Here is a 25,472-nt window from a genome sequence, read left to right as displayed (position 1 = left end):
GTGCTGCGATCGCGTCAGGCGGACGGAACGACGATGCGTAGGCCCGCGCCCGATGGACCGACGGCGACGCTGCGGAACCCATCGAGCTCGGGCGCTACGTAGTCGCCTGACACGAACCGGGAAGACGTGCCGAAGAGCACGGTGCCGCGCGCGCCGATGAGGGCGATCTCCGCAGGCGCGCGAAGCAGCTCGGGGAGCAGCGCGGCTTCGAGATCTGCGACCTGGAGGTCGTTGCCGACGGCTCCGATGCGAGTGCCGTCGATCTCTGCGGGAACGGTGATCGTCACCACGTACGCCTCGATGCCGAGGTAGTCGATGTACGGCCCGACGATCGCCGTCTCGCCGTCGACGAATGCGCGAGTGAACCACTCGTGGTGCGAGTAGTCGTAATACCGATCGGCACCGGGGACGACGCCGAACGAGTACCGGGCGAAGCGCGATTCCTCCTCGCGCACCCACCACTCCAGATCCCCGATCTCTGTGCCCAATGCGGACTGCGCGATGATGAGTCCGCACCCGTCGACCGTTTCGTCTTCGGCGAGGTATCGGACGGCGACCGATTTGAGTCGTTTCCGGGCCGCCTCGGTGATCTCGATGTGGCCGTCAGCATCGAGTGCCGTCACGTCGATCAACTGCGTCGCGAGTCGGGCCAGCCGATCGAAGCGTCGTGAGAACCAGGCATCGACCCGCTGAATCACCTCGTCGACGATTTCTGTCTCGGGCATCACCGCGGGCTCGCCTCCTGATTCGCCCCGCTCGGATCGTTCGCCGCTGCAAGGCGATTGAGCGCGATCTTTCCGTCGATGATCAGCTTCATGTTGCCGCGCACATGAGCCACGGCGAGTTCTCGCGCTCGGTCCGGTGCGCGCTGTTCGATCGCCATCACGATGTCGAGGTGCTCGGTGAACGCGCCCTGCGCGGACGCTCGACAGATCTGCCCGCACCAGAGGAACGGGGAGAGCTCCGACTGGAGTCTCTGCTCAGAGGTGAGCAGGCGCTGCGACTGGCTGAGCACGGCGACCTCGAAATGGAACCGACTGTCAGCGAGCGACCGGTCGCGCACGGTCCGCGCCTCCCGCGCCAGAAACGCGAATTCGGCGAGGCGCGTCCGCGCATCCGGCGACGTGCGCTCAGCAGCAAGATACGCGGCCATGCCCGAGACTGCGGCGTGCTCGTCGAAGAAGTCGCGAAGCGCCGTCGTGCTCGTACGGATGAGCGACGCGGTCAGTGTTTCAGGCGAGGGAAACGGGGATTGCACGACGAACGTGCCGCCATTCCGCCCGCGCCGCGTCTCGACGATGCCCTCGGCGCGCAGCTCGGCGAGCGCCTTCCGGAGCGTCGCGACGGCGATGCCGAACTGCCCGGCGAGATCGGCCTCGGGGGGCAGCCGCTCTCCGACGCTGAGCATGCCGACAGAGATCGCGGACGCGATCTTCTGCGCGATACCGCTGATCTGGGGGCTCACCGAGGCGCCGCCCGCACTCGGTGAGTCCCCGATCAGCGATTGGTGCACTGGAACTCCTAGGCGTCGCCGTCGAAGCGCAGCGCGCGGGAGATGAGCTCCTCCTGCTCCACCGCGTGCACCTTGGCCGAGCCCGTCGAGGGCGCCGCCGACGCCGCACGCGAAACCACGCGGATGCGGTCGTTCGCGAGCTTCTTGGAGAGCTCGAGCGAGATGAACGGCCACGCGCCCTGGTTCTCGGGCTCGTCCTGCACCCAGACGATCTCGGCGCCCTGGTACTGCGCGAGCACGCGACCCAGCTGCGTCGCCGGAATCGGGTAGAACTGCTCGACGCGAACCACCGCGACGCGCGGGTCGGGGCGCTTTTCGAGAGCGGATCGCAGGTCGTAGTAGACCTTGCCGGACACGAGGAGCACGCGCTCCACGCTCGTGGGCTCGGTGATCGCCGGGTCGTCGATCACTGGCTGGAACGAGCCCTCGGTGAAGTCCTCCACCTTCGACGTCGCTCCGCGCAGGCGCAGCATCGACTTCGGCGTGAACACGATGAGCGGTTTGCGCGGACGGGCGTAGGCCTGTCGCCGGAGCAGATGGAAGTAGTTCGCCGGCGTCGACGGGCGGGCGACGATCATGTTGTCTTCAGCGCACAGCTGCAGGTACCGCTCGATGCGCGCGGAGGAGTGGTCGGGTCCCTGACCCTCGTAGCCGTGGGGGAGCAGCATCACGACGGAGGACTGCTGGCCCCACTTCTGCTCGGCAGCGGCGATGTACTCGTCGATCACGGCCTGCGCGGTGTTCGCGAAGTCTCCGAACTGCGCTTCCCAGAGTACGAGCGCATCCTCTCGCTGCAGCGAGTACCCGTACTCGTAGGCCAGCGCGGCGTACTCGGAGAGCAGCGAGTCGTAGATCCAGAACCGCGCCTGCTCCTCGGACAGGTTGAGCAGCGGAATCCACTCCTGTCCGTTCGCGCGATCGTGGAACACCGCGTGCCGCTGGGCGAAGGTGCCGCGCCGCGCATCCTGACCGGCGAAGCGCACCGCAGTGCCCTCCATGAGGAGCGAGCCGAGCGCCAGCAGCTCTCCGAAGCCCCAGTCGATGCCGCCCTCCCGGCTCATCTCCAGACGCTTGTTGAGGAGCTGCTGGAGCTTCTGATGCACGATGAAGCCTTCTGGCTTGTTGGCGTGCGCATCGCCGATCCGCTCGATGACCGTGCGATCCACCGCGGTTTCGAGCTGCTGCTCGGAGCGGCCGCCGGATTCCGAGACCTCCGCGATGCCGCTCGTGTCCATGACCGGGATCGATCCGGTCTGAGCGGCATGGGTCTCCTGGAACGCCCGTTCGAGCCGATCCTGGAAATCCTGCTTCGCCTTGTCGTACTCTTCCTCGGTGATGTCACCGCGTCCGACGAGGGCGCTCGTGTACAGGCGGCGCGTCGAGCGCTTCGCCTCGATGAGGTCGGTCATGAGCGGCTGGGTCATCGAGGGGTCGTCGCCCTCGTTGTGGCCGCGACGGCGGTAGCACACGAGGTCGATGACGACGTCGATGTGGAAGCGCTGACGGAACTCGTAGGCGAGTTTCGCGACGCGCACGACCGATTCCGGGTCGTCCCCGTTCACGTGGAAGATCGGCGCTTGCACGACCTTGCCGATATCCGAGGAGTAGGCCGTCGAACGGGAATCGAGTGGGAGCGTCGTGAAACCGACCTGATTGTTGATGATGATGTGAATGGTGCCGCCCGTGCGGTAGCCGCGCAGCTGCGACATCTGCATCGTCTCGTACACGATTCCCTGGCCGGCCATCGCCGCGTCGCCGTGGATCAGGATCGGCAGGGTGGTGAAGGAGCCGATCGGCTTCAAGTCCTGCTTCGCGCGGACGATGCCCTCGAGTACGCCGTCGACCGTTTCGAGGTGCGACGGATTCGCCGCAAGATGGATCGGCACCTGCGTGCCGTTGGGGGCGGTGAAGACGCCGGAAGTGCCGAGGTGGTACTTGACATCGCCCGAACCGGCCTTCTGCGCCTGCGCCCCCTCGAACTCGCGGAAGATCTGTCCGTACGTCTTGCCCGCGATGTTGGAGAGCACGTTCAGACGGCCGCGGTGGGCCATCCCGACGTCGACGCTGTCGACGCCGTCCTCCGCCGCATCGATGAGCATCGCGTCGAGCAGCGGAATGACGGTCTCGCCGCCCTCCAGGCTGAAGCGCTTCTGGCCGACGTACTTCGTCTGCAGGAAGGTCTCGAAGGCCTCGGCCTCGTTGAGCTTCTCGAGGATGCGCATCTGCTCGTCGTGGCTCGGCTTCGCGTAGGGCACTTCGAGCTGATCGCGCAACCACAGCCGCTGCGCGGGGTCCTGAATGTGCATGTACTCGATGCCGATCTTGCGGCAGTACGAGTCGCGCAGCACGCCGAGGATGTCGCGCAGCGGCATGGTGCGCTTGCCGCCGATGCCTCCGGTGGCGAACTCGCGGTCGAGATCCCAGAAGGTCAGTCCGTGGGACTCGATCTCGAGGTCGGGGTGGGTGCGCTGCACGTACTCGAGCGGATCCACATCGGCCATGAGGTGGCCGCGCACGCGGAAGGAGTTGATGAGCTCCTGCACGCGCGCCGACTTGTCGACCGCGCCGACGATGTCGACATGGATGTCGGAGGCCCACTGCACCGGCTTGTACGGGATGCGCAGCGCGGCGAAGATCTCTTCGTAGAAGTTGTGCTTGCCGATCAGGCGCTCGTGCACGAGCTTCAGGAACTGGCCGGAACCGGCGCCCTGGATGACCCGATGGTCGTAGGTGCTCGTGAGCGTGATGGTCTTGGAGATGCCGAGCCGGTTCAGCGTCTCCTGCGACGCGCCCTGGAACTCAGCGGGGTACTCGAGGGCGCCGGCGCCGATGATGCTGCCCTGGCCCTGCATGAGGCGGGGGACGGAGTGCACCGTGCCGATGCCGCCGGGATTGGTGAGCGAGATCGTGGTGCCCTGGAAGTCCCCGGCCGCGAGCTTGTTGTCGCGGGCTCGCTTCACGAGGTCCTCGTAGGCGGAGAGGAATTCGTTGAAGTTGAGCGATTCGGCTCGCTTCACCGACGGGACCAGCAGCGAGCGGGTGCCGTCGGGCTTCGGCACGTCGATCGCGATGCCGAGCCCGATGTGCGCTGGCGTGACGATCGAGGGCTTGCCGTCCACCTCCGCGTAGCTGACGTTCTGGCTCGGGAACTCCTTCAGCGTCTGGATCAGGGCCCAGCCGATGAGGTGGGTGAACGACACCTTGCCGCCGCGGCTGCGGCGCAGGTGGTTGTTGATGACGATGCGGTTGTCGATCAGCAGCTTCGCGGGGATCGTGCGCACGCTCGTCGCCGTCGGCACCGCCAGGCTCTGGTCCATGTTCTTGGAGAGCGTTCGCGCCATGCCCTTGAGCGGGGTCACCTGATCGGCTTCAGGCGCCTCCTGCTCGGCGTTCGTGTTGCGCGCCGTGCTCGGGGCGTCGGCCGGGATCGGAGCGACGCGCGGCGCTGCTTTCGTCGTCCTCGCGGGTTGCGTCGGAGTGGTGATCGGGCTCGTCGCGGGGGCCGCACCGCCGGAGGGAGCCGGCGTCGTCGCCTCACCCGCCTGAGCGGCGCCGTACTTCTCGAGAACGGGCCACCATGACCGGTCTACCGAGTTCTTGTCGACTTGGAACTGCTTCCAGAGTTCGTCCACCAGCCACGCATTCGCGCCGAAATCTCCTGCGGGACCAGCTTGATTGGTGGTCTCCGTGCGCTCCGCCAAAGCGACTTCCTCTCGTTCGTGCAATGCCTGCAAGATTGATGTAGTCGGAGGTAATGGCTCCTGAGCCGTACCGGCAACAAGCCTACGCCCATCTCGGCGCCGGTGCCCGAATACTCTCAGCGCAGATTCCGGGTTCTGGTGGTAATCTCGGAGGGCTATGGACGTTGACTCTCGAAGACCTTCCGACCCTCCGAGTACCGGCCGCGCTGAGGCGCGGCAGATCGTCTTCTCCCGGAGTCGTGGATGAACGACTGGCTCCTCCTGCTCATCGGCGTCGTGCTGACGCTCGGGACGGGTGTTTTCGTGGCGTCCGAGTTCTCCCTCGTGGCACTCGACCGGCACGACTTGGAGCGCCGTCGCGGCGCCGGGGAGCGCGGGCTCGACCGCGTGATCCGAGGTCTCTCTCGCACGTCGACGCATCTCTCGAGCGCCCAGCTGGGCATCACGCTGACGACGCTGCTCGCGGGGTACACGCTGGAACCGGCGCTGAGCACCTTCCTCGGCGGCCCGCTCGCTGCGGTCGGGGTGCCCGAGGATCTGCGACGCGCCATCAGCGCTCCCATCGCGGTGGCCATCGCCACGGTGTTCTCGATGATCGTGGGCGAGCTCGTGCCGAAGAACTTCGCGATCTCCAACCCGCTGGCCACCGCTCGGCTCGTGATGCCGGCCCAGGCCGCGTTCACGACCACGTTGAAGCCAGCGGTGATGGTGCTGAACGGGAGCGCGAACGGTATTCTGCGCACGCTCGGCATCGAACCGCAGGAGGAGCTGTCGGGCGCCCGGTCCGCGCAGGAGCTCTCGTCACTCGTCCGTCACTCGGCGAGCGCCGGACTGCTGGAGGCCGATACCGCGACCCTGCTCGATCGCACCCTGCGCTTCTCGGAGCTCTCCGCTGGCGACGTGATGACACCGCGCCTGAAAGTCGAGAGTCTGCAGCGACTCGAACCCGCGAAGGCCGTGCTCGAGTTGTCGGGTCGCACCGGCTTCTCCCGCTTCCCGGTGATCGATGAGGATCGCGACGACATCGTCGGTGTCGTGCACGTGAAGCAGGCGGTCGCCGTGCCCCGAGCGAAGCGCGAGGACGTCCCGGTGGCGGCGCTCATGGAGGATGCGGTGCGCGTGCCCGAGACGATGCACCTCGACCAGTTGCTCGAGGAATTGCGGGCGAGCGGGTTCCAGCTCGCGATCGTCGCCGATGAGTACGGCGGGACGGCGGGCATCGTCACCCTGGAAGACCTGGTCGAGGAGATCGTCGGCGAGGTCGCCGACGAGCACGACCGGGCGGCCGCCGGCGTGGTGGGAACTGCTGAGCAGATGAGTTTCCCCGCCGACCTGCGCCCGGACGAGGTGCGCGAGCAGACGGGAGTCGAGATCCCGGAAGACGACGCCTACGACACCGCGGCCGGGTACGTGCTGCACGAGCTCGGTCGCATTCCCGAGGCCGGCGACGCCGTCGAACTGCCCGATGGCGGTACGCTGCGCGTGATGCGCATGGACGGTCGGCGCATCGCCCGTCTGCAGTACACGAGCGCGCCAGCGGCGCCATCGGCGGCCGAGGGGGAGAGCGCATGAGCGACTGGGTCGGAATCCTGTGGTTGGTGGTGCTGCTCGCCGCCAACGCGTTCTTCGTCGGCGCCGAGTTCGCCGTGATCTCTGCTCGGCGGTCGCAGATCGAGCCGCGCGCGGAGGCAGGGTCGAAGCGCGCGCAGACAGCGCTCTACGCCATGGAGCATGCGACGCTCATGCTCGCGACGAGTCAGCTGGGCATCACCGTGTGCTCCTTGCTGATCCTGAACGTCTCCGAGCCGGCGATCCACCACCTGCTCGAGGGGCCGCTGCATTGGACGGGCATTCCCGAGCAGGCGGTGACCATCGCGGCGTTCGTGCTCACGCTCGTCGGCGTCTCGTATCTGCACGTGGTCTTCGGCGAGATGGTCCCGAAGAACGCCGCGTTCTCCATGCCGGATCGCGCCGTGCTGCTCCTCGCGCCGCCGCTCGTCGCGATCTCGCGCCTGCTCCGGCACATCATCGCGGCGCTCAACGCCGTCGCGAACGGCGTGCTGCGTCTCTTCGGCGTGGAGCCCAAATCGGAGACGAACAGCACGTTCACGCTGGAAGAAGTGGCGAGCATCGTGAGCCACTCGACGCGCGAGGGCGTGCTGGAAGACCGCAGCGGTGCGCTCACCGCCGCCTTCGAGTTCACGACGAAGCGAGCGGAGGACCTGCTCGTCGCATCCGACCGCCTCGTCGTGCTCCCTGAGGGGTCGACGCCGGAGGACGTGGAGGCCGCGGTCGCCCGGCACGGCTTCTCCAGGTATCCCATCGCCGACGCGAGCGGCGAGCTCGTCGGCTACGTGCACATCAAGGACCTGGTGCGACTGGGAGAGGATCGCATTGCGCAGCCGATCCCGGCGAAGCGCATCCGCGAGATGGAATCGGTGCATGCGAAGACGGAACTCGAGGACGTGCTCGCCCGGCTCCAGGGCAGGGGCATTCATCTCGCTCGCATTCACGACGACGCGGGATCCGTCCTCGGGGTCGTCTTCCTCGAAGACGTCATCGAAGAGCTCGTCGGCGAGATCCACGACGCGACGCGCCGACAGCGTTTCGCCTAAGGCGGGCGGGCGTCCACGGCGCGGGCCGAAGCGACGCGAGGCCCGGCGCTATTGCGCCGTGAGTACGAGGTGCGCCGAGATCTCGTCGAACGGGAGCCCGGCCGTCGAGACGAGCAGATTGTCGGGGATGGCGAAGGTCACGTCGAACTGCGCCTGATCCTCGCCGAGCTCGGTCGGCTTGAGCTCGACGCTCGTGTTGGGCTGCGTGAGGCCCCCGACCGAGAGAGTGCCGACGGACGTCACGGTCTCTTCGATGTCGTCGCGTACGAGCATCGTCGGCCGGGTCTGCACGAAGGAGGCCTCAGGCATGTCGTCGATGACCACCTGGAGGTCGGCCGACATGATCATGCCGTCGCGCACGACCATGGTGCCCGTGGACGAGATGCGCTCGCCGAGCGCTTCGTGGAGCGAGGAGGCGCCGAGGGGCGCGATGAGGTTGATCTCGGTGACGTCGTACGTGCGATCCACCGGAACCGTCATGAGGTTCGAATCCGGGGCGGCGCGGAGTTCGGCGGCGCTCGCGTCGCTCTCCACCGCCGGGGCGCAGCCCGCGAGGCAGAGCGGGATCACGGCGGTGACGGACGCGACCACACCCAGAGCGCGCCAAGAAGAACGCGCGTGCACGATAGTCAAGCTGATGCTCCTCTTCCGGTGACGCAGAGACTCGGGCGGACGCGCCGGTCAGGTTATGGGGAGAGACTACGGCGCAAAGGTGGGAGGCCCCCGAGTGGCTGCTGCGAGGCCGTTCAGGCAGCGAGCAGTCGTCGGAGTTGAGCGCCGACGCGCTCGAACTCGATCAGAAACGCGTCGTGGCCGAACGGCGAATCGATGCGCGTTGCGCGCGACCCGTCGAGACTGCCTGGCGTGTGCCGCGCGATCTCATCCTGGCCTTCGAGCGTGAAGAGCCGATCGCTCGGGATGCCGAGCACGAGCGTCGGCACGTCGATCGTGGAGAGTGCGGCGCGCACGCCGCCGCGGCCGCGGCCGACGTCGTGCGAGTTCATCGCCTGCACGAGCGTGACGTAGCTGTTCGCGTCGAACCGTCGGGTGAACTTGTTGCCGTGGAAGTCGAGGTACGACTCGACGGCGAAGCGACCGCCGCCGCCGAGCGGACTCACCGCGGATTGCCACGCGCGACCGAACCGTTCGTCGAGCTCGGTATTGCTCCGGTAGTTGAGCAGGGCGAGCCTGCGCGCGGTGGCGAGGCCGTGGTGGGGTCCGACCCCGTCGGGGGCGTCGTAGTAGTTGCCGCCGCGGTAGAAGGGGTCCGAGCGGATGGCTTCGAGCTGCACGAGATTGAGGCCGATCTGGTCGGCGGTGGTCACCGGGGGAGCGGCGATGACCGCGATCCGCGCCGCGCGATCCGGGTGCGAGACGCCCCACTCGAGGGCGTGCATTCCGCCCATGGAGCCCCCGATGACCGCCTCGAACCGCTCGATGCCGAGGGCGTCGGCGAAACGGCCGGCAGCGGTGACCTGATCGCGGATGGTGAGGTAGGGGAACCTCCCGCCCCACTCCAGGCCCGACGGGTCGAGGGAGCCGGGCCCGGTCGATCCCTGACACCCTCCGAGCACGTTGGGGGCGATGATGCAGAAGCGATCGGTGTCGAGGGGTTTGCCCGGGCCGACGATCTCAGACCACCAGCCGTCGGTCGGGTGCCCGGCCGCGGCCGGGCCCACGAGATGGCTGTCGCCCGTCAGGGCGTGAAAGACGAGGATCGCGTTGTCGCGCCGCTCATTGAGCGCGCCGAACGTCTCGTATGCGATGCGCACGTGGGGAATGACACTGCCGGCCTCGGTCTCGAGTTCTCCGACCGACACGAATGAGCGCTCGCCGACGGCATCGCCGTCCCGCCATCCGCCCGAGATCGGCGGCCGCCCCATCAGCGCGCGCAGTTGCGCATCGGTGATGAAATCGGTCGGGAACGAGTCCTCGGGAGTCTGCCAGTCCATGAGCACCCATTCTGTCGTGCGCAGCCGGTGCGAGGGCGAATATTACGCGCTGCGTCCGCCCCCGCACCGCACCGTCTAGGCGTTCGCGGCCGACTCGGCCACGACCTTGCGAGCCGCAGCGAATCCCTGCTCCAAATCGGCCTTGATGTCGTCGATGTGCTCGAGGCCCACCGACAGACGCACGAGCCCGGGCGTGACGCCCGCCGTCAGCTGCTGCTCGGGTGTCAGCTGCGAGTGCGTCGTCGAGGCCGGGTGGATGATCAGGCTGCGCACGTCGCCGATATTGGCGACGTGGCTGAAGAGCTCGACGTTCTCCACGACCGCGCGGCCTGCGTCGACCCCGCCCTTGAGCTCGAACGCGAGCACCGCTCCCACGCCCTTCGGTGCGTAGCGGTTCGCTGCGGCGTACCACGGGCTCGACGGCAGGCCCGAGTAGTAGACCGTCGCGACGTCATCGTGGGAATCGAGCCACTCAGCCACCTCCTGGGCGTTCTGCACGTGGCGCTCGACGCGGAGCGACAGCGTCTCGATGCCCTGCAGCAGGAGCCAGGCGCTGAGCGGGGCGATCGACGCCCCGAGGTCGCGCAGCAGCTGCACCCGCGCCTTGATGATGTACGCGATCGCGTCGCCGACGGCTCCCGTGTAGCTGACGCCGTTGTACGAGGGGTCGGGCTCCGTCAGCCCGGGGAACTTGTCGGCGTGCTGCGACCACTCGAAGACGCCTCCGTCGACGATCACGCCGCCGAGGGTCGTGCCGTGCCCGCCGAGGAACTTCGTGGCGGAGTGCAGCACGATGTCCGCGCCGTGCTCGAACGGGCGCACCAGGTACGGGCTCGCGACGGTGTTGTCGATGATGAGCGGCAGGCTGTTCTCGTGCGCGACATCGGCGACCGCACGGATGTCGAGCACGTTGGAGCGCGGGTTCGCGATCGACTCGGCGAAGAAGAGCTTGGTGTTGGGGCGGACGGCGCGCTGCCACGCTGCGGGGTCGTCCTGATCCTCGACGAAGGTGACTTCGATGCCGAGCTTCGCGAGCGAGTACTTGAATAGGTTGTACGTGCCGCCGTAGATCGACGCCGACGACACGATGTGATCACCCGAGTTCGCGATGTTCAGCACGGCGAACGTCGACGCCGCCTGCCCGCTCGCGAGCAGCAGCGCGCCGCTTCCCCCCTCGAGCGCGGCGATGCGCTCTTCGACGACGGCCTGGGTCGGGTTCGTGATGCGGGTGTAGATCGGGCCGAGCTCCGCGAGCGCGAATCGGTTCGCAGCCTGGGTCGTGTCGTCGAACACGAACGATGTGGTCTGGTGGATCGGAACGGCGCGAGCCCCGGTCTCGTCGGGCTGCTGGCCCGAGTGGATCTGCCGGGTTTCGAATCCCCAGGCGCTCTGGTCGGTCATGATGACTCCTCGGTGAGTAGATTGCGATGTGCGAGTGAAGCTGCGGTGCGAGATGAAGTTGCGGTGCGGTCCGAGCGTACGAGACGCGTGCCGCGGCGGCAACGGAGCGAGTCGTATTGCGTAACGTGATTCGCGCCTCGTCAGCGCGCGTCGACCCGTCTGTTGCGAGCCGCGACGCCTCGCTAGGCTCGGAGCACGTACTGCCGAGCGGAAGAGGAGCGCATGCAACGTCGGGTCGTGGTCACAGGGGCGAGTTCCGGAATCGGAGCGGCGACGGTGCGCAGGTTCGCGGAGCTCGGCTGGGAGACCGTCGCCGTTGCGCGGCGGCTCGACCGTCTCGAGGCGCTCGCCGCCGAAACCGGTGCGCGAGCGATCGCGTGCGACGTGACGGATGAAGCGCAGGTCGCCGGCCTCGCGGCCGAGGTGGCGGACAGCGGAGGGGCGACCGGGCTCGTGAACAACGCCGGGGGCGCCTGGGGCACCGAATCCGTCGAACACGCCTCGAACGCCGACTGGCGCCGTATGTTCGAGGTGAACGTGATCGGATTGCGCTCGGTGACGGCGGCACTCCTGCCGGTGCTGCGCGAGGGCGCGCGGCAGTCGGGATGGGCGTCGATCCTCAACCTGACGTCGACGGCCGGGCATGACGCGTACCCCGGCGGGGGCGGGTACAACGCCGCCAAATACGCGGCGCACGCCGTGACGCAGGTGCTGCGCCTGGAGCTCGGAGGCGAGCCGATCCGGGTCATGGAGCTGGCACCGGGACTCGTGCACACCGAGGAGTTCACGCTGAACCGGCTCCGAGGGGACGCGGAGGCGGCGCAGAAACCGTACGCGGACGTGATCCCGTTGCAAGCGGAGGACGTGGCGCGGGTGCTGGTCGGCGCCTTCGAGCAGCCTCCGCACGTGAATCAAGACCTCATCGTGCTCAGGCCGGTCGCGCAGACGAGCGTGTTCCACACGCACCGGGGCGAGCTCGCAGCGCGGGACGACTGACCGGTGCGCCCGCTTTCGACCGCCGGCATGGCGACCGACTGGGCAACGGCCCTCGGCCCCGTCGCGGAGCAGTTGGCCGCCGTCGAGCGCTTCGTGCAGTCGGAGCGCGCCGCCGGCGTCGAGGTGCTCCCGAGCCCCGATCGCGTGCTCGCGGCGTTCGAGCGGCCGATGGCGGACGTCCGGGTGCTCATCGTCGGGCAGGATCCGTACCCCACCCCGGGGCATCCGATCGGACTGTCGTTCGCGACGTCCGCCGATGTGCGCCCCATCCCGCGGAGCCTCAGGAACATCTACCGCGAGCTCGCAGACGACCTCGGCGTTCCGCCGGCCGAGCACGGGGATCTCACCGCGTGGGCCGATCGCGGCGTGCTGCTGCTCAACCGCGTGCTCACGGTGCGCGCCGGTGACGCCGGTTCCCACCAGCGGAAGGGCTGGGAACAGATCACCGCTCACGCGATCACGGCGCTCGCCGAGCGGGGCGGGCCGCTCGTCGCGATCCTGTGGGGGAAGCCAGCCCAGACGCTCGGGGCCCTGCTCGACGGAGTGCCCTGCATCGAGAGCGCGCATCCGTCCCCCCTCTCGGCGTCGCGCGGGTTCTTCGGCTCCCGCCCCTTCAGCCGTGCGAACGCTGCGCTCCGGATGCAGGGCGCCGAACCAGTCGACTGGTCCGTGCCCCCGGTCGAGCCAGCGCTCTTCTAGCGCTCGGCGGGGACCACTCCGATGGGCTCGGTCTGATCGACGAGGTGGTACGGCTGACGCCCGTCGCCGCGCACCCACGCGAAGTAGCACGCGGTCACACAGGCGACCCAGACGAGTCCCACCCACAGCGCCGGGCGCGAGTCGGGAACGATTCCGACGAGCACGATGACGCCCACGATGAACGCGACCGTGAGCCACGATGCGACCGGCCACAGGGGCACCGGGAACTCGCTGGGGAGCCGGTGCTCGCGCGCGATCTCCGCCTTCATGCGGATGTGGGCGACGAGAATCACGAGCCAAACCAGCACCGTCGCGAACGTGGCGAGCGCTCCGAGCAGGAAGAGCACTTGGTCGGGGTAGAAGAAGTTGAGCACGACACCGACGAGCAGGCCGATGATCATCGTGAGCACCGTCATGATGGGTACGCCGTTGCGCGTGGTGCGTGTGAATGATCGGGGAGCCTGGCCCTGTTCGGCGAGACCGTGCAGCATGCGACCCGCACCGAAGATGTCGGCGTTCATGGCTGAGAGCGCCGCGGTGATGAGGATCACGTTGAACACGGCTGCCGCGGCCTGGAACCCGATCGACTCGAAGATCGAGACGAACGGGCTCGTCTCGCCGGTGATGTCGACCCAGGGCTGGATGCACATGATGACCCCGAGGGTCAGCACGTAGAAGAGCAGGATCCGGATCGGCACCGAGTTGATCGCATTCGGGAGCACCTGCTTCGGGTTCTGGGCTTCGCCGGCGGTGACCCCGATGATCTCGATGCCGCCGAAGGCGAACATCACGATCGTGAACGAAGCGATCACACCCCAGAAGCCGTGCGGCATGAACCCGCCGTGCTCGACCAGGTTCTGCGGTCCCATCTGATCGTGTCCGGCGACGCCGAAGCCGAACAGGATGACGGCGACGCCCGCGACGATCAGCGCGACGATCGCGACGATCTTCACGAGCGCGAACCAGAACTCGAGTTCGCCGAAGACGCGGACGCCGAGCAGGTTGATGGCCGCGATGAAGCAGACGACGGCCAGCACCCACACCCACTGCGACACGTCGGGGAACCAGAACCGCATGTAGACGCCGATCGCGGTCGCGTCGAAGACCGCGACGAGGAACATCTCGAATGCGAAGGTCCAACCGACGAGGAAGCCGGCGAACGGGTGGATGTAGCGCGACGCGTACTGGCCGAACGATCCCGACACCGGGTGCCGCACGACCATCTCGCCGAGCGCCCGCATCACCATGAATACGGCGGCGCCGCCGATGATGTAGGCGATGAGCACCGCCGGGCCCGCGGTCTGGATCGCGCCGGAGGAGCCCATGAAGAGCCCCGTGCCGATCGCTGAGCCGAGGGCCATGAACCTGATGTGCCGAGCGGTGAGGCCGCGCCGGAGGCCGGAATCGGTCGTGGTCATGAAGAACATCCTTTCGTCGTCGAACGGATTCTGTGGAATCGGGCGCACTCGACGGACCCGTGTCGCGGGGAGTGCTGCCGTGCGGGAGGGCGGGGGGCTACCGACCGAGCCGTCGTGCGAGCCCGGCCGCGGCTTCGAGCACGAGCAGGGCGGCGAGTCGCACGGTGCGACCGTCGGGTGCGTCTGCGGCGGCGTCGACCTCCGCGATGTCGATGCCGCGCACGCGCGGATCGGCTGCGAGCAGTCGGGCTGCACGACGGATCTCGTGCGCCTGCAGGCCGCCGGGGATGGAGGCCGGGCAGCCGGGAGCGACGGAGCGATCGCACACGTCGACGTCGAGATCGACGTGCACCGGCCCGCCTCCTGCGCCTGCGATGTCGAGCGCCTCTGCGATGACGTCGGGCATGGGTCGGTCGTGGAGCTCATCGCGATGGATCACCGTCACGCCGAGCTCCTTCGCGCGTCGTCGGTACGCACGGGAGTTCGCGAAGTCGGCGATCCCCACCTGGACGATGCGCCGCGGGTCGAGACCCGCCTCGATGAGGCGACGCACCGGCGACCCGTTGCTGCGACCGTCTCTGAGGTCGTGATGCGCGTCGAAGGTGATGAGGCCGGCCTGGGGGAGGTCGGATCCCGCGATGCCGAGTGCGGCGGGCACGGTCAGCGCGTTGTCGCCGCCGAGTGCGACGACGAGTTCGGTGCGAGCGGCGAGAGCCGCGATCGCGGACGTCGCCGCGAGCTCTCCGTCTTCGGTGTCGGGATCGACGCAGTCGCCCGCGTCGACGATGCGCAGGGCCTCGTCGAGCACGATCTCGGACTCGTCGCCGCGATCGTCGGGCAGTGCGGATCCGACGATGTGGCTCGAGTACCGCTGCAGCGCTTCGCGCACCGCTGCGGGGGTCTCGTGCGCGTTCGACGGCGAGAGCGAGGTGCGCGAGGTCGGTACGCCGATGAGTGCGAGATCCGCCGGTCCATCGGGGTCGGGAGACGGCCATCCTCCCGTGCGCGGCCAGGACGGATCGTGCGGCAGACCGGGTGCCATGGGCGTCTCCTCGTGATCGTAGGGGTGCTGCGACGCACCGCGCGAGCAGCGGTGCTGCTTCCCAGTGTGGAGCGTCTCCCGGCTCTCGCGCAGCACGAGGAGCGAGCTGCGCGTCCGGGATCCCGGATCGAGACGACGTCCGGAATCCCGGACACCGATGGACTGCCCGAGCTGGCCGCGGTGCCGCTCGTGCGGTGGGATCGATGCATGACAGCTTTCCACCCAGCGACCGTCGTGCTCGGCGACGCTCCGCTCACCGTCGCCGACGTCGTATCGGTTGCCCGCCACGATGCACGGATCACCATCTCCGACTCCAGCCGCCAGCGCGTCGCGGCGAGCCGCAGGGTCATCGAGGATCTCGCGAACGACACTCGACCGCACTACGGGATCTCGACGGGGTTCGGTGCTCTCGCGAACGTCCAGATTCCCGTGGAGAAGCGTCAGCAACTGCAGCGGAGCCTGATCCGATCGCATGCCGCCGGAACCGGCTCGGAGGTCGAGCGCGAAGTCGTCCGAGCATTGATGCTCCTGCGTCTGAACACGCTCGCGAGCGGTCGGACCGGCGTGCGCCTCGAAGTCGTCGAGACGTACGCCGCGATCATCAACGCCGGCATCACCCCGGTGGTGCACGAGTACGGCTCGCTCGGGTGCTCAGGAGATCTGAGCCCGCTCGCGCACTGCGCGCTCACGCTGATGGGGGAGGGCCACGTGCGCACGGCGGCAGAGCCCGACGGGCCCACCGTGCCGGCCGCGACCGCGCTTGCAGCGGCGGGCATCGAGCCGCTGGTGCTCGCCGAGAAGGAGGGGCTCGCGCTGATCAACGGCACCGACGGCATGCTCGGCATGCTCTGCCTCGCCCTCACCGACCTCGCCAGCCTGCTGACGATCGCGGATGTCTCGGCCGCAGCCTCCATCGAGGGACTCACCGGGACCGACGCCGTCTTCGCGGCGGATCTCCACGCGCTCCGTCCGCACCCCGGTCAGGCGACCTCGGCCGCGAACATGCTGCGCGTGCTCGAGAACTCCCAGCTGGTGCAGCGGCCGCGCGAGGGCGAGTTCACGCGCGTGCAAGACGCGTACTCGCTCCGATGCGCCCCGCAGGTGCACGGCGCCGCCCGAGACACCGCAGCGCACGCCGCCAGGGTCGCGAGCGTCGAACTCGTCTCGGCGATCGACAACCCGGTCGTCCTGCCCGACGGCCGCGTCGAATCGAACGGCAACTTCCACGGCGCACCCATCGGCTACGTGCTTGACTTCCTCGCGATCGCCGTCGCCGACGTCGCGAGCATCTCGGAGCGCCGCACCGACCGCTTCCTCGACGTGACGCGCAATCACGGCCTCCCGCCGTTCCTCGCGGCGGACGCTGGCCTCGACTCCGGTCTCATGATCGCGCAGTACACCGCGGCGGGGATCGTCTCCGAGCTCAAGCGGCTCGCCGCGCCGGCCTCGGTCGACTCGATCCCGTCATCAGCGATGCAGGAGGACCACGTCTCCATGGGCTGGGCGGCGGGCCGCAAGCTCCGGCGCTCCATCGACGGGCTCGCGCGGGTGCTCGGCATCGAGCTGCTCGCGTCGACGCGCGCGCTCGACTTCCGTGCCGCCTCCGGTCTCGGCGAACCGGCGCCCGCGACGGCGGCGATCCATGCGCTCTTCCGCACCCGGATTCCCGCGCCGGAGACCGACATCTTCCTGTCTCCGACGATCACGGCCGCTCACGAGCTGATCGTGAGCGGAGCGGTGCACTCGGCGCTCACCGGGGCGCTCGGCGCGCCGCTCGACTGAGTCGCAGCGGACGCCGACCGGATAGGCTGCGGAGCGTGGGCACCCCGAAGGTTCCGGCCGCGGATCAGACGCTGCGGATCCTCAGCCTGCTCGCGGGCTCCCGCGGGCCGCTCGCGGCGAGCATGATCGCGAGCAAGCTCGATCTGCCTCGTTCCACGGTCTACCATCTGCTGGACGCGTTGCAGGAGCACGGGTTCGTGATGCACCTGCCGGAGGAGCGCCGTTTCGGTCTCGGTATCGCCGCAGTCGACCTCAGCTCGGCCTACGCGCGCCAGGAGCCGCTCGCGAGGATCGGGCGGCCCCTGCTCGCCGCGCTCGTCGATCGAGTGCGCCTGAGCGGCCACCTCGCGGTGCCCCATGGACGCGACGTGCTCTACGTGGTGGAGGAGCGCGCACCCGGCTCCCCGCCGCTCGTGACCGACGTCGATGTGCGGCTCCCCATGCAGCTCACGGCGAGCGGTCGGGCGATTCTCGCCGCGCTTCCGAAGGCGCAGGTGCGGGCGCTCTTCCCCGACCGCGAGTCCTTCGTCCACCGTCACGTCGACCCGGGCGGGATCGACCGGTACTCGAGGCTGCGGAGCGTGCTGGATGCGACGCGGACGCGCGGCTACGCGCTGGAGGAGGGCTCGGTGACGGCGGGGCTCTCCTCGATCGGGGTGCCGGTGCTGGATCACCGCGGGTGGCCCGTCGCGGCGATCGCGGTGACGTACCCGGAGGGCGCGGTCGAGCCGGAGGTCGCCGCGGCGCTCGCCTCAGAGGTGCACGCGGCGGCGGAGACGCTGTCGGCGAGGATCCACGGGCGCCGGGCTTCCTCGTGAATGGTGTAAACTCGGAGGCTGTACTTCGGCGAGGGGCCTGCGAGCCCGTGATCGACGCGGGACGGACTGCCTCAGCGGGCCATCTTGCTGCGTGATTTACGCAAGTGCGAGACACCAATCCGGCGGCCAGACCGCCCTCATTGGGCGAGAGCCCGCAAGGAGAAACCACTATGAGCGAGACCAGCCAGCTCGTCGGCCACGCACGCGAGAACTTCGGCAAGGGAGCGGCGCGCAAGCTTCGCGCCGCCGGTCAGACCCCGGCCGTCGTGTACGGTCACGGCACCGACCCGATCCACGTCGCGGTCGACACGCACCCGCTCAGCCTGATCATCCGTCAGGCGAACGCCCTGATCGAGCTCGACGTCGCCGGCGAGAAGCAGCTCGTGCTCGTCAAGGACGTGCAGAAGGATCCGGTGCGCCAGATCATCGAGCACGTCGACCTCATCGTGATCAAGCAGGGCGAGACCGTCGAGGTCGAGGTGCGCGTGCACGTCACCGGTGAGTCGTTCTCGGGTACGAACGCCCTGCAGGAGCTCAACAGCCTGCACCTGAGCGCTCCCGCGGCATCGATCCCCGACAGCGTCGAGGTCAGCGTCGAGGGTCTCGAGGAAGGCGCGCAGATCCACGCAGGCGACATCGAGCTCCCCGAGGGCGCGACGCTCCTCGGCGATCCCGAGCAGCTCGTCGTCAACATCGTCGTGCCGCGCGGCACCGCCGAGGACGAGGACGAGGCAGCAGAAGCAGCCGAGTAAGCTCCACACGATTACGGGCCCGTCGGCTCGGCGATGCGTCGCCGGCCGACGGGCCGTTCGTCTGTCGGGGCGAGTGTCGGCGGCGGCTGCGATGATGGACGCCGAAGGGGGAACGGATGTTGTGGAAGCGAAAGAAAGCGGAGGATCCCGTGTCGGATGACACTTGGCTCATCGTCGGTCTGGGCAACCCAGGGGCGAAATACGAGGCGACGCGGCACAACGTGGGGCAGCTGGCGCTCGATGTGCTCGCCGCTCGCATCGGAGGCCGCTTCTCGTCGCATCGAGCCGGCGCACGCGTCGCCGAGGGGCGACTCCGCGCCGGGGGGCCGAAGCTCATCCTGGCCAAGTCCAACGGTTTCATGAACACTTCGGGCGGGCCGACCTCTGCACTCGCGAAGTACTTCGCGATCCCGGCCGAGCGCGTCATCGTGCTCCACGACGAGCTCGACGTGCCGTTCGACACCGTCAAGCTCAAGCAGGGTGGCGGGCACGGCGGTCATAACGGCCTGCGCGACATCGCGAAGGCGCTCGACACCCCTGGCTTCCTGCGCGTGCGCATCGGCATCGGACGTCCGCCGGGTCAGCAGGACCCCGCCGATTTCGTGCTGAAGCCGTTCGCGACGTCGGAGCGCAGCGCGCTCCCCGTCCTGCTCGAGGATGCCGCCGACGCGGCCGAGTCCCTCGTCGACGAGGGGCTGCTCGCCGCTCAGCAGCGCTTCCACGGTCGGAGCGCCCAGTGACGCTGCGGGGGCTCGACCGTCTGCTCGAGTCGTCAGAGTCGTTCGCGGCCGCACTGGAAGCCAGCTCGACCGACGCGGAGTTCTCGATCGCCGAAGGATTGCGCGCACCGCTCATCGCCGGGTTGCTCCGCAGACGCCGCGCCGCCGGCGACCGCGGCGCGCTGCTCGTAATCGCAGCGACCAGCCGCGAGGCCGACGCGATCCGCTCGGCCCTGGCATCGCTCCTCCCCGAAGCGATCACGACCGAGTTCCCCGCGTGGGAGACGCTCCCGCATGAGCGACTCAGCCCGAGCGCGGAGACGGTCGGCCGCCGAGCTGAGTCTCTGCGGCTGCTCCGCGAGTACGACGGCGAGGTGCCGCTCGTGATCGTCGCATCGGTCCGCGCCGCGCTGCAGCCGGTGTCGCCGCACGCCGCCACCGCCGAGCCCATCGAGCTGACCTCGGGGCGCACCACGAAGGGTCTCGATCCCATCGCGCGGGGCCTCGTCGAGTACGCCTACACGCGTGTCGACATGGTGACGCGACGCGGCGAATTCGCGGTCCGCGGTGGGATTCTCGACGTCTTCCCGCCGACCGCGGATCAGGCGGTGCGCGTCGATTTCTTCGGCGACGAGATCGATCAGATCAAGCGCTTCGCGGTCTCCGATCAGCGCAGCGCAGGCGATCCGCTCGATGCGATCGAGCTCTGGCCGGCGCGCGAGCTGCTGCTCACCGACGACGTGCGCGAGCGCGCTGCGGCGCTGCTGCCACGCTTCCCGGCACTCGGATCGCTGCTCGAGAAGATGAGCGAGGGCATCGCCGTCGAGGGCATGGAGAGCCTTCTGCCACAACTCGTTCCAGGCCTTGCGCCCATCACCTCCCTGCTTCCGGAGGGCGGTGCCGTCCTCGTCGTCTCACCGGAGCGCGTTGCCAGCCGCTCCGTCAGCCTCGCCGATACGAATCGAGAGTTCCTCGAAGCCGCATGGCAGGCGGCGACCGCTGGAGCCGATGCGCCGGTGCCCGTCGAAGACAGCGGCATGCTGGCCCTCGGAGAGCTGCGCGCAGCCTCGCAGGGGAGGCCGTGGTGGTCGGTCTCCAACTTCGTGCGTGACGAAGCGGGCGCTGGCGGCGTCGATGCCGCCGTGCCCGGCGACCCAGCGGTGATCGCCGTGCAGGGCGGTGCTTTCCCCAAGCCATCGCAGGCGGGCGACGCGACGGGCGCGGCGATACGACTGATCGGCGAGCGGCTGCGAGACGGATGGCACGCGGTCGTCTCCGCTCAGGGTGTCGGCCTCGTGGAGCGCGCGCGCGACGTCCTCGCCGACGCCGGAGCTGCCGCGCGCATCGTCGACGAACTGCCGGAGGCTTGGGAGGACGGCATCGTCTACCTCGTCACAGGCACCGCCTGGTCGGGCTTCGAAAGCGCCGAAGCCCGCCTGCTGCTGGCGACCGAGGCCGAGTTCTTCGGGCGATCGGCAGGATCGCAGGCCGGTTCCTCGCAGAAGCTCGCGAAGCGCCGCGGCAAGAACGTCGTGGATCCGCTGAAGCTCGTCGCCGGCGACTACGTCGTGCACGAGACGCACGGCATCGGGCAGTTCGTCGAGCTGACGCAGCGCATGGTTCCCACTGGCATCGGGCGCGACGCGACGAAGGCGCTGCGCGAGTATCTCGTGCTCGAGTACTCATCGACGAAGCGGGGAATGCCCCGCGACAAGCTCTACGTGCCCACCGACCAGCTGGACCAGCTCTCTCGATACGTCGGGGGCGAGGCGCCGACCCTCTCGAAGATGGGCGGCAGCGACTGGGCGACCGCCAAGAAGAAGGCGCGCAAGGCGGTGCGCGACATCGCGGTGGAGCTGGTGAAGCTCTATTCGGCGCGCGTCGCATCGAAGGGCTTCGCGTTCTCCTCCGATACGCCGTGGCAGCACGAGCTCGAAGAAGCCTTCCCCTACGCCGAGACCCTCGATCAGCTGACCACGATCGACGAGGTCAAACGGGACATGGAGCGCACGATCCCGATGGATCGCCTCATCGCGGGCGATGTCGGCTTCGGCAAGACCGAGGTGGCCGTGCGGGCAGCCTTCAAGGCTGTGCAGGACGGCAAGCAGGTCGCGATCCTCGTGCCGACCACGTTGCTCGTGACGCAGCACCTGGAGACCTTTCAGAATCGCTTCGCCGGCTTCCCCGTGCGCCTGCGTCCGCTCAGCCGATTCCAGTCCGACAAGGAATCGCGAGACACGATCGAGGGTCTCGCGGCCGGAACGGTGGATGTGGTCATCGGCACGCACCGGCTCCTCTCTGAGAACGTGCACTACAAAGACCTCGGGCTCGTCGTGATCGACGAGGAGCAGCGGTTCGGCGTCGAGCACAAGGACTCCCTGAAGAAGCTCAAGACGAACGTCGACATTCTCGCGATGAGCGCCACCCCGATCCCGCGCACGCTCGAGATGGCGGTGACCGGCATCCGCGAGATGTCGACGCTGGCGACCGCCCCTGAAGACCGCCATCCGATTCTCACGTTCGTCGGACCGCGGAGCGATAAGCAGATCACCGCCGCGATCCGGCGCGAACTGCTGCGCGAGGGGCAGGTCTTCTTCGTGCACAACCGCGTGCAATCGATCACGAGGGTCGCGAATCAGATCGCGGAGCTCGTGCCGGAGGCGCGCGTCGCGGTGGCGCACGGCAAGCTGGGCGAGCATCAGCTCGAGCAAGTGGTGCAAGACTTCTGGGAGCGCAAGTTCGACGTGCTCGTGTCGACGACGATCATCGAGACCGGCCTCGACATCGCGAACGCGAACACGATCATCATCGACAACGCCGACAAGTACGGCTTGAGCCAGTTGCACCAGCTGCGCGGGCGCGTCGGGCGCAGTCGTGAGCGCGCATACGCGTACTTCCTCTACGACCCGGACAAGCCGCTCACCGAGCACGCGCACGAGCGCCTCGACACCCTGGCGACGAACAACGAGCTCGGCTCGGGCATGCAAGTGGCTCTGAAAGACCTCGAGCTGCGCGGAGCCGGAAACCTGCTCGGCGGAGAGCAATCGGGTCACATCGCGGGCGTCGGGTTCGACCTGTACCTGCGCATGATCGGCGAGGCCGTGAGCTCGTTCAAGGGCGAGGAGATCTCGGGGACCACCGAACTGGTGCTCGAATTGCCCGTGGACGCGCACATCCCCGAGGAGTACGTGGAGAGCGAGCGGCTCCGACTCGAGGCGTATCAGAAGTTCTCCGCCGCTGCTCACCCGCAGGCGCCGGCCGAGCACGTATCACTCGTGCTCGAGGAGCTCACCGACCGCTACGGAGCGCCGCCGGTCGAGGTCGAACGCCTCGCCGCAGTATCGGCGCTGCGCCGTCGGGCGTCGCGCCTCGGTCTCGCGAAGGTCGTCGCCGCGGGCCCAGCGCTGCGCATCGAACCGGTCGAGCTGCTCGATTCCCGGCGCATGCGCATGAACCGGATGTACCCGGGCTCTCGCTACGTCGAGGCGTCGAAGAGCCTGCAGATCCCGCTTCCGGGCGGCACCGCGTCATCGCGCAGTCCGCTCTCCGGAGTGGGGCAGAAGCACGTGGGCGACGAAGACGACATCGTGGCCTGGACGGGGCGCGTGCTGGCGACCCTCCTCGAGGAGGAATCGCCCGCGGCTGGCTGAGAAGAACTCGCTGCGCGTGGTGCTGGCCGGGTGCCGGCCGCACACGCGCAGCGAGTGGACAAGACCGTGGTCTTGCGTTGATCGCGCGGTGGGTCAGCCCGCGGAGCAGACGTCGTTGAGCTCGGAGCTCGCGTCCATGAGCGTCGACTGGCTGTCCTGCAGCTTCGTCTGCAGCTCCTGCGACTGCTGCTGCAGCTCTTCGGACTTCGTCTGCAGCTCTTCGAGCTTCGCCTGGTTGGCGGGGTCGGTCATGTCGAGCTGCGACATCTCCTGAATCTCCTGCATCGCGGAGAGGTCGATGCCATCGAACGTCTCGACGAACGACTTGTACTCCGTCACGAAGTTGTCGAGCGGCCCCTTGACGTCCTCGTTGGTGACCTTGCCCTGAGTGTCCTCAAGCGCATCGACCACCGGGGTGAAGATCGCGGCGAAATCTGTCTCTTCACCCGACATCGCACTCTGCAGCGCCGACTGCGCGTCGGTCTGGGACTGCGCGACGACATCCGTCATCGAATCCTGAGCGATCTTGCAGGCGTCTGCAACGCTCTGTCCGCCCGAGCAGGAAGCAAGGCTGAGTGTCAGCGCGGCCGCGCCGAAAATGCCGGCGATCTTGAACAGCGACTTCGTATCCGTCATGAGATTCCCCCTCGTAAGCGTGGTTGCCCCGCCGATGTCCCCGGGGCCGCACCAGGCTATCAGGCGCTTTTCAGGGTCGCGGTGCCCGATAGGGTGGGTGAGTATGAGTACCGACGCAGCCGGTGATCCACGTCCGTTCGAAGCTCTGATCGCCACGGTGCGCCGCCTCGTCGCGCCGGGCGGCTGCGCGTGGCACGAGGTGCAGACGCACGAGTCGCTCACCCAGTTCCTCGTCGAGGAGACGGCGGAGTTCATCGATGCGGTCGAGCGCGAGCTGCCGCCTGCAGAGGTGCAGTCGGAGCTCGGCGACGTGCTGTACCAGGTCCTGTTTCACGCCGCGATCGCGGAGCGCGATTCTGAGGGATACGACTTCGACAGCATCGCTGCGGCGCTGAACGAGAAACTCGTGCGCCGGCATCCCCATGTCTTCGGAGATCGCGGCTACATGACGGTGGAAGAACTGCACGCCGAGTGGGAGCGACTCAAAGAGGATGCTGCTGGCGAGGAGCGGGGGTCGCGCGGCCCGCTCGAGGGCATCCCCGCTGGCATGCCGACTCTTGCCCGCGCCGCCAAGGTCATCGAGCGCCTGAAGCGGGCCGGTCTGATCGATCCGGGTGCGGGGGACGCGTACCCCGAGGATCCGCTCGCCGCGCTGATCGGTCCAGATGAGCAGCGACTGGCCGAATTCGGCATCGGTGATGCGATGCTCGCGATGCTGATGCGGGCGAATCGCGCTGGAGTGGATCCCGACCGCGCGCTCAGACTCGCGATCGATCGTCTCACGGCGCGCGTGCTGCACGACGACCGGTGACGCGCCGCCTTCAGACGAGGAAGCCCAGCGACCGTGCACGCGACACGGCAGCGTGCCGGGTCGACGCATCGAGCTTCGTCATGGCCGCATTGAGATAGCTCTTGATGGTGTTCTCGGTGAGACCCAGCATCTCGCCGATCTCCGCGTTCGTCGCGCCGAGCGCGACCTGCGTGAGCGTATCGATCTCCCGCGGAGAGAGCTGGACCGGCACCCGGACTCGGGCGTGATGCCCTGGAGCCAGGGGAGCCGCCGAAAGCCCCGTGAGCTGCCGCTCGACGTCGAGGAGTCGTTCGCGCAGCCTCGGGGTGGGAGCCTCAGCGATCGCTCCGCGAAGTCCGGCGTGGACGGTGCGCAGCGTCTCGACCGTCGCGGGCGGGAGGTGCGGGAAGTGCGGCAGGTGCGGGGGGAGCGGGAGGAGCTGAGATCGGTCGGAGGTCCAGTCACTCGCACGGGCGCCGCCTCGCGCCTTGATGCGTCGAGCGACCTCATCCTCGATGCTCAACTCGCGCGAGAGATCCCGCGCAACACCGGCGGCGATGCGCGCGAAGTTCGTTCCCGGCATCATCGACCCGCGCGTTCCCCCGTACAGCACGGCACGCGCCTCGCCGTCGACCAGCACGGGCATCGCGAACAGTCCGACGATGCGCTCGCCGCGGATGTGCGCATCGTACTCGTGCGTGATCTGCCGGCTCGCCACGTAGTCCGCGGCGATCCGCGGTCGACGCTCGCGCAGCGCCCGCCCGCCGAGGCCCTGGTCCGTGCGCACGAGCACGCCCTCATTCGCGTCGTTCGCGGCACCGGAGATCGCGGTGAGCATCGTCACTCCGGCTCGCTCCAACCCGCCGAAGGCGACGTCGAACCGGGTCTCTCGAGCGAACACGTCCACTGCTTCGCGCAAGATGCGCTGCACGTGATCCTCATCCATTCGTTGCACGAGTTCTACCCACTTTCGGAGGTAGCTCACGCT

20 protein-coding genes are annotated in these 25,472 nt (G+C 68.4%); 10 read left to right on the top strand and 10 right to left on the bottom strand.

From position 1 onward, the window contains the following. Positions 1-14: 14 nt before the first annotated feature. From JE033_RS04200 to JE033_RS04190, 3 genes are read right to left on the bottom strand one after another with little or no spacing between them, the layout of a single operon-like run. Positions 15-725: a cache domain-containing protein gene (locus JE033_RS04200; protein ID WP_200329668.1), complete on the bottom strand. Its 711-nt coding sequence runs from the start codon at positions 723-725 to the stop codon at positions 15-17. Continuing rightward, positions 725-1,513 carry a GntR family transcriptional regulator gene (locus tag JE033_RS04195; protein WP_200329666.1) on the bottom strand — a complete coding sequence of 263 codons (789 nt, stop codon included), beginning with the start codon at positions 1,511-1,513 and terminating at the stop codon, positions 725-727. Before JE033_RS04195 ends, JE033_RS04200 begins: the two co-directional genes overlap by 1 nt. Before the next feature lie 8 nt (positions 1,514-1,521). After that, positions 1,522-5,214 (bottom strand): multifunctional oxoglutarate decarboxylase/oxoglutarate dehydrogenase thiamine pyrophosphate-binding subunit/dihydrolipoyllysine-residue succinyltransferase subunit, encoded by a 3,693-nt coding sequence (locus tag JE033_RS04190; protein WP_200329664.1) that lies wholly within the window; start codon positions 5,212-5,214, stop codon positions 1,522-1,524. A 243-nt stretch (positions 5,215-5,457) separates the two neighbouring features. On the opposite strand from JE033_RS04190, the gene JE033_RS04185 reads away from it, so the two are divergent. Then, positions 5,458-6,786, top strand: coding sequence for a hemolysin family protein (locus JE033_RS04185; RefSeq protein ID WP_090147601.1), 1,329 nt, complete (start codon positions 5,458-5,460; stop codon positions 6,784-6,786). Further along, a complete protein-coding gene (locus tag JE033_RS04180; RefSeq protein ID WP_090147604.1) occupies positions 6,783-7,829 on the top strand; it encodes a hemolysin family protein in 1,047 nt (348 codons plus the stop codon). The genes JE033_RS04185 and JE033_RS04180 overlap by 4 nt, the downstream gene beginning before the upstream one ends. A 48-nt stretch (positions 7,830-7,877) precedes the next feature. Here JE033_RS04180 and JE033_RS04175 read toward each other — a convergent pair whose 3' ends face one another. The 3 genes from JE033_RS04175 to JE033_RS04165 form a co-directional block, all read right to left on the bottom strand. After that, positions 7,878-8,462 carry a hypothetical protein gene (locus JE033_RS04175; protein WP_141653214.1) on the bottom strand — a complete coding sequence of 195 codons (585 nt, stop codon included), beginning with the start codon at positions 8,460-8,462 and terminating at the stop codon, positions 7,878-7,880. A 113-nt stretch (positions 8,463-8,575) separates the two neighbouring features. Next, complete coding sequence (locus JE033_RS04170) at positions 8,576-9,781, bottom strand: homoserine O-acetyltransferase (protein WP_200329662.1); 1,206 nt, start codon at positions 9,779-9,781, stop codon at positions 8,576-8,578. A 75-nt stretch (positions 9,782-9,856) separates the two neighbouring features. Continuing rightward, positions 9,857-11,182, bottom strand: coding sequence for a bifunctional o-acetylhomoserine/o-acetylserine sulfhydrylase (locus tag JE033_RS04165; RefSeq protein WP_090147615.1), 1,326 nt, complete (start codon positions 11,180-11,182; stop codon positions 9,857-9,859). 222 nt (positions 11,183-11,404) lie between these two features. Between JE033_RS04165 and JE033_RS04160 the strand changes: the two genes are divergently transcribed. Beyond that, positions 11,405-12,178 (top strand): SDR family oxidoreductase, encoded by a 774-nt coding sequence (locus JE033_RS04160; RefSeq protein WP_200329660.1) that lies wholly within the window; start codon positions 11,405-11,407, stop codon positions 12,176-12,178. Positions 12,179-12,205: 27 nt separating this feature from the next. After that, positions 12,206-12,877, top strand: a complete 672-nt coding sequence (locus JE033_RS04155) for a uracil-DNA glycosylase (RefSeq protein WP_090149508.1) — start codon at positions 12,206-12,208, stop codon at positions 12,875-12,877. Here JE033_RS04155 and JE033_RS04150 read toward each other — a convergent pair. Next, positions 12,874-14,295, bottom strand: coding sequence for an amino acid permease (locus JE033_RS04150; protein WP_200329658.1), 1,422 nt, complete (start codon positions 14,293-14,295; stop codon positions 12,874-12,876). The two genes, JE033_RS04155 and JE033_RS04150, sit on opposite strands and share 4 nt — an antisense overlap. 97 nt (positions 14,296-14,392) lie before the next feature. Continuing rightward, positions 14,393-15,337 (bottom strand): arginase family protein, encoded by a 945-nt coding sequence (locus JE033_RS04145; protein WP_200329656.1) that lies wholly within the window; start codon positions 15,335-15,337, stop codon positions 14,393-14,395. A 207-nt stretch (positions 15,338-15,544) separates the two neighbouring features. On the opposite strand from JE033_RS04145, the gene hutH reads away from it, so the two are divergent. The 5 genes from hutH to mfd all read left to right on the top strand — a co-directional run bounded on the left by hutH (position 15,545) and on the right by mfd (position 23,058). Further along, positions 15,545-17,119 carry a histidine ammonia-lyase gene (hutH, locus tag JE033_RS04140; RefSeq protein ID WP_200331034.1) on the top strand — a complete coding sequence of 525 codons (1,575 nt, stop codon included), beginning with the start codon at positions 15,545-15,547 and terminating at the stop codon, positions 17,117-17,119. 35 nt (positions 17,120-17,154) lie between these two features. Then, positions 17,155-17,937, top strand: a complete 783-nt coding sequence (locus JE033_RS04135; protein ID WP_200329654.1) for an IclR family transcriptional regulator — start codon at positions 17,155-17,157, stop codon at positions 17,935-17,937. Between the two features lie 170 nt (positions 17,938-18,107). Then, positions 18,108-18,689 (top strand): 50S ribosomal protein L25/general stress protein Ctc, encoded by a 582-nt coding sequence (locus JE033_RS04130; protein ID WP_090147625.1) that lies wholly within the window; start codon positions 18,108-18,110, stop codon positions 18,687-18,689. 116 nt (positions 18,690-18,805) lie between these two features. After that, complete coding sequence (pth, locus tag JE033_RS04125; RefSeq protein ID WP_200329652.1) at positions 18,806-19,429, top strand: aminoacyl-tRNA hydrolase; 624 nt, start codon at positions 18,806-18,808, stop codon at positions 19,427-19,429. Beyond that, positions 19,426-23,058 carry a transcription-repair coupling factor gene (mfd, locus tag JE033_RS04120; protein ID WP_200329650.1) on the top strand — a complete coding sequence of 1,211 codons (3,633 nt, stop codon included), beginning with the start codon at positions 19,426-19,428 and terminating at the stop codon, positions 23,056-23,058. The genes pth and mfd overlap by 4 nt, the downstream gene beginning before the upstream one ends. A 93-nt stretch (positions 23,059-23,151) precedes the next feature. Here the strand turns inward: mfd and JE033_RS04115 are convergent, their stop codons facing one another. Continuing rightward, positions 23,152-23,694 (bottom strand): hypothetical protein, encoded by a 543-nt coding sequence (locus JE033_RS04115; RefSeq protein WP_200329648.1) that lies wholly within the window; start codon positions 23,692-23,694, stop codon positions 23,152-23,154. 103 nt (positions 23,695-23,797) lie between these two features. On the opposite strand from JE033_RS04115, the gene JE033_RS04110 reads away from it, so the two are divergent. After that, the gene (locus JE033_RS04110; protein WP_234037092.1) at positions 23,798-24,505 is read left to right on the top strand and encodes a MazG nucleotide pyrophosphohydrolase domain-containing protein; all 708 of its coding nucleotides are present in this window, start codon (positions 23,798-23,800) and stop codon (positions 24,503-24,505) included. Positions 24,506-24,515: 10 nt separating this feature from the next. Here JE033_RS04110 and JE033_RS04105 read toward each other — a convergent pair whose 3' ends face one another. Then, the gene (locus JE033_RS04105) at positions 24,516-25,469 is read right to left on the bottom strand and encodes a LuxR C-terminal-related transcriptional regulator (protein WP_370567896.1); all 954 of its coding nucleotides are present in this window, start codon (positions 25,467-25,469) and stop codon (positions 24,516-24,518) included. Positions 25,470-25,472 lie beyond the last annotated feature (3 nt).

Origin of the sequence: Leucobacter sp. L43 (assembly GCF_016597785.1) — a bacterium.
GTDB lineage: Bacteria > Actinomycetota > Actinomycetes > Actinomycetales > Microbacteriaceae > Leucobacter > Leucobacter alluvii.
This window is presented reverse-complemented; position numbering and strand designations above follow the sequence as displayed.